The sequence below is a fragment of the Streptomyces milbemycinicus genome, from assembly GCF_002154605.1.
Lineage (GTDB): Bacteria > Actinomycetota > Actinomycetes > Streptomycetales > Streptomycetaceae > Streptomyces > Streptomyces milbemycinicus.
In genome coordinates this window covers 1-4184 of record NZ_MUNE01001024.1, presented here as the reverse complement: position 1 = coordinate 4184, position 4184 = coordinate 1, and the positions used below count along the sequence as shown (strand labels likewise).

The following is a 4184-nucleotide window of genomic DNA, read 5'->3' as shown; positions in this document are numbered from 1 at the left end:
CGCCCATGCCCACGACAGTCACAGCCGCCCCCTACAACCAGTCTACAGCTCGTCTACAGACGCCCGTAACGCCGTCATGAAGGAGTCGGGGCCTCGAGTCCGTACCCGTCCACCAGCGCGCGCCCCGCCCGCGCCACGCGGGCGGGGCGCGCGCTGGTGGACGGGTACGGACTCGAGGCCCCGACTCCTTCATGACGGCGTTACGGGCGTCTGTAGACGAGCTGTAGACCGGTTGTAGGGAGCGGCTGGGACTGTCGAGGGCATGGGCGGCGCACCCAGTGGGCCGCCCGGTCCAAGCCCTACAGCCTTCAGGAGATTCGGTGCAGCAGTCGTTGCCGGTCCGGTTCATCCAGGTCACCGACGTCCAGCGGATCACCCCGCGCATGGCGCGCGTGACCTTCGGCGGGGACGACCTCGCCGACTTCGTCTGCGACGCGCCCGATCAGCAGGTCAAGTTGTACTTCCCCAGGCCCGGCCAGTCGGCGCCCCGCCTCCCGGAGCCCGGCGGGGACGGCGATGTGATGCGGTGGTACCAGGCGTACCAGGCGATCCCCGAGGACGAGCGGCCGTGGATGCGCAGCTACACCATCCGGGCGCACCACCCGCGGCGCCGGGCGCTGGACATCGACTTCGTCCTGCACGGAGACGGCGACGGCGACGGCGACGGGGACTGGGACGGGGACGGGGACGGGGATGTCGGCCCGGCGACGCGCTGGGCGCGGACGGCCAGGCCCGGCGACACGCTCGGCATGTTCGGCCCCTCGGCGGCCTTCGCCCGCCCCGTACCGCTCGGCGCGGCCGACTGGACACTGCTGGCCGGTGACGAGTCCGCGCTGCCCGCGATCGGCACGCTGATCGAGGCACTGCCCGAGGGCGCCCGCGCGGTGGCGTACATCGAGGTGGCCGACGCGGCGGACGAACAGCGCTTCACGACCGCGGGCGAGGTGGAGGTGCACTGGCTGCACCGGGGCGGGCGCCCCGCCGGATCCGGTGGGCTCCTGCTCGACGCGGTGCGCTCGGCGGCCTTCCCGTCCGGCTCGGTCTTCGCATGGCTGGCCGGTGAGGCGGGGGCGGTACGGAGCCTGCGCCGGCACCTGCTCGACGAGCGCGGCATCGACCGGCGGTCGGTCGACTTCACCGGCTACTGGCGGCTGAAGCTCACCCAGGACGACGCCCCGACGGAAGAAGACCTGGCCGAGGCGCGGGAGCGGGTGGCGGACGCGCGGTCGGAGCCGAACGGCTGAAGTGCCCGCGGCCGGCACGATCACACGAGCGCGGCGGCCTCCTCCACCGGGAGGCCGCCACCCTCGGCGTAGGCCCGCTCGTACGTCGGCCCGTCCAGCGCGCGGCGCAGCTCCGCCTCGGCCCGCTGCCGCACCTCGGCCGCGGCCGAGAAGGAGCGGAAGCAGAAGCCCTCCATCACGGGCCCGCGGTCGTACGCGCCCAGCAACCGCGCCCCGTCCTCCGCCGCGCCCAGGTGCGCCTTCGCCCAGGCGGCGCTGATGAACTGCTCGACGATCAGATGCGGGGCGACCAGATAGGCCAGGGTCTCCAGGGAGCGCACGGCCCGCCGGAGGTGCCCCTGGGCGCGCTCGTACGCACCGTCCAGGCAGTCCAGCCAGCCGTGCAGACCCGCCACCATGCCGGTGAGAAACGCCGGGGTGGCGGCCGGAAATGCCTGCTCCAGCAGGTCGAGCTGGTCCCGCGCGGCAGTGGTACGGCCGGTGCGGCCGAGGCGCTGGACCAGGATCAGCCGCGCCGTGTCCAGAGCCTCCCCCGCGTACTGACCCGACTCCGTCACCGCCTGCAGCAACACCCGCTCGGCCTCGGCCTCCTCCCCCGCGTCCCGGGCGGTCTCCAGCCGTACGGACGCCAGCTTGGCCTTGAGCGCCGGGACCTGGGCCTTGGCGCCGCCCCGCGCGGCGATCCCGACAGCGCGCCCGAAGTCGGCGGCGGCCTCCTCGTACCGGCCCCGCCACTCGTACGCCTCGCCTCGCACCGACAGCGACTCCGCGATCCCCCACGGATCGCCGGCCCGCTCGAACTGAGCCAGCGCCTGGTCGGCGTCGCCCTCCGATCGCTCCGGGCCGCCCGGGTGGCCGCCGTACCGCAGCCTCGCCCGCAGCAGCAGGACGAGACCGAGTTCCCAGACGTATCCGAACTCCCGGCAGTCCCGCACCGCGTCGTCCAGGGTCTCGCCGAGGCTCGCGGCCCGGCCGGTGAGCAGCCTGGCGGAGAACCAGAGGAAGCCCGGCTGACGGCAGGTCTGCGGCAGCCCCGGCCGGTACGCGTCGACGATCCCGCGCAGATACTCCTGGGCGCCCTCCCCGTCCGCCGGGGCGGCGCCCCCTCCGTCGCTCGCGAAGACCATCAGCCGCACCCCGCGCCTGGCCTCCCACAGCTGTTCCTCGGACCAGGGCGGCGCCTGGGCGGTGCAGGGGTCGGCCAGCGGCACGGCGGGCCGTACGGGCGCGAGGAACGGGTCGGGGCCGAGCGCCGCGACGGCGGGCGCCCAGGAGCGGGCGTCCCCGTAGTGGTTGCGCAGCTGCCAGAACCAGCTCATGGACAGCGCCAGGCACAGCGCCTCCTGCTCCTCCCGCAGCTCCACGGCGCGCCGCAGCGCGGCCCGTACGTTGTCGTGCTCCGCCTCGAACCGCTCAAGCCACCGCGCCTGCTCCGGGCCGCGCAGCAGCGGGTCGCCGGTGCGGACCAGTTCGCGGTAGACGGCCAGATGCCGCCGCTCGACGTCCTCCCGCTCCCCGGCCTCGGCCAGCCGCTGCGCGGCGTACTCGGCGACGGTCTCCAGCAGCCGGTAGCGCATTCCGTCCGGGCCCTCGGGGACGGCGAGCACGAGCGACTTGTCGACAAGGGAACTCAGGATGTCGAGGGTCGCAGGGGTGGCGCCCCCGGCGCGGGTGGGCTCGGCGCAGACGGCCTCGGCCTCCTCCAGCGCGCAGCCGCCCGCGAAGACGGCCAGCCGCCGCAGCACCGTCCGCTCACCCTCGTCCAGCAGGTCCCAGGACCAGTCCACCACCGCCCGCAGCGTCCGCTGCCGGGGCAGTGCGGTCCGATGGCCGCCGGTCAGCAGCCGGAAGCGGCTGTCCAGGCGGTCGGCGATCTGACGCGGGGTCAGCGCCCGCAGCCGGGCCGCGGCCAGCTCGATGGCCAGCGGCAGGCCGTCGAGCCGACGGCAGATCTCCTCGCACGCGGGCCGGTCGTCCTCCGTGCCGAACCCGGGGCGCACGGCAGCGCCACGCTCGGCGAACAGCCGCAGCGCCACCTCGGGCGGCAGCGGCTCGACGGGCCGTACCCACTCGCCCGGCACGCCCAGCGGCTCCCGGCTGGTGGCCAGTACGGTGACGCCGGGGCAGTCGGCGAGCAGGGCCTGGGCCAGCTCGGCCGCGGCGCCGACCACATGCTCGCAGTTGTCCAGGACGAGCAGCATCCGGCGCCGGGCGCAGTGTTCCAGCAGCTCGGCAAGGGGGCCGGGCGCGGCTCCCTCAGCCGCCCGCAGCTCCCGGGCGCCGGGCCCGCCCAGCGCCGTATCGCGCGCCCCGAGGGCGGTCAGCACCGCCTCCGCCACGGCCTCCCCGCCCCGTACGGGCGCCAGCTCGGCCACCCACACCCCGCCCGGCCACGCTCCGTCCGCCGCCTCGGCGGCCTCCAGGGCCAGCCGGGTCTTCCCGACGCCGCCGGGGCCCATCAGGGTGACCAGCCGCCGGGCGCCCAACTCACCGACCAGTCCGCCCAGTTCGGCCTCGCGCCCGACAAAGGTGGTGAGCCGGGGCCGCAGATTCCCCGGCCCCTGTTGCCCGCCGCGCCCGGGGTGCCCTCCGTACCCAGGGGCGCCGCTCCCGTCAGGCCACGCCGAACCGTCCGGCGGCGACGGGGTCGCGTCCTCGGCCAGGAGTTCGGCGTGCAGGGCGCGCAGTTCACCGCTCGGATCCGCGCCGAGGCGATCGGCGAGCCGGAGGCGGACCTCCTCGTACGCCTGCAGGGCCTCGGCACGGCGGCCGGTGGCGCGCAGCGCGCGGATCCACAGCGCCTGCAGCGGCTCGTCCAGCGGCTCCTGGCCGGCCAGCGCCGCCAGTTCGGCCAGGGCGCCCTCCGCGCGGCCCAGCGCCACCTCGGCCGCCACGCCCAGGCGCGCCGTGACCGCCTGACGGCCGAGGTGGCGCTGGGCC

The 4184-nt window shown here is 75.8% G+C and carries 2 protein-coding genes; one reads left to right on the top strand and one right to left on the bottom strand.

Annotated features, from left to right (window positions below):
- Positions 1–320: 320 nt before the first annotated feature.
- Positions 321–1244, top strand: coding sequence for a siderophore-interacting protein (locus CCN51_RS50565; RefSeq protein ID WP_014181514.1), 924 nt, complete (start codon positions 321–323; stop codon positions 1242–1244).
- A gap of 20 nt (positions 1245–1264) precedes the next feature.
- On the opposite strand, the gene CCN51_RS50560 is transcribed toward CCN51_RS50565, so the two are convergent.
- The coding region (locus tag CCN51_RS50560) for an ATP-binding protein (protein WP_107426318.1) at positions 1265–4184 on the bottom strand (2920 nt) is incomplete at its 5' end.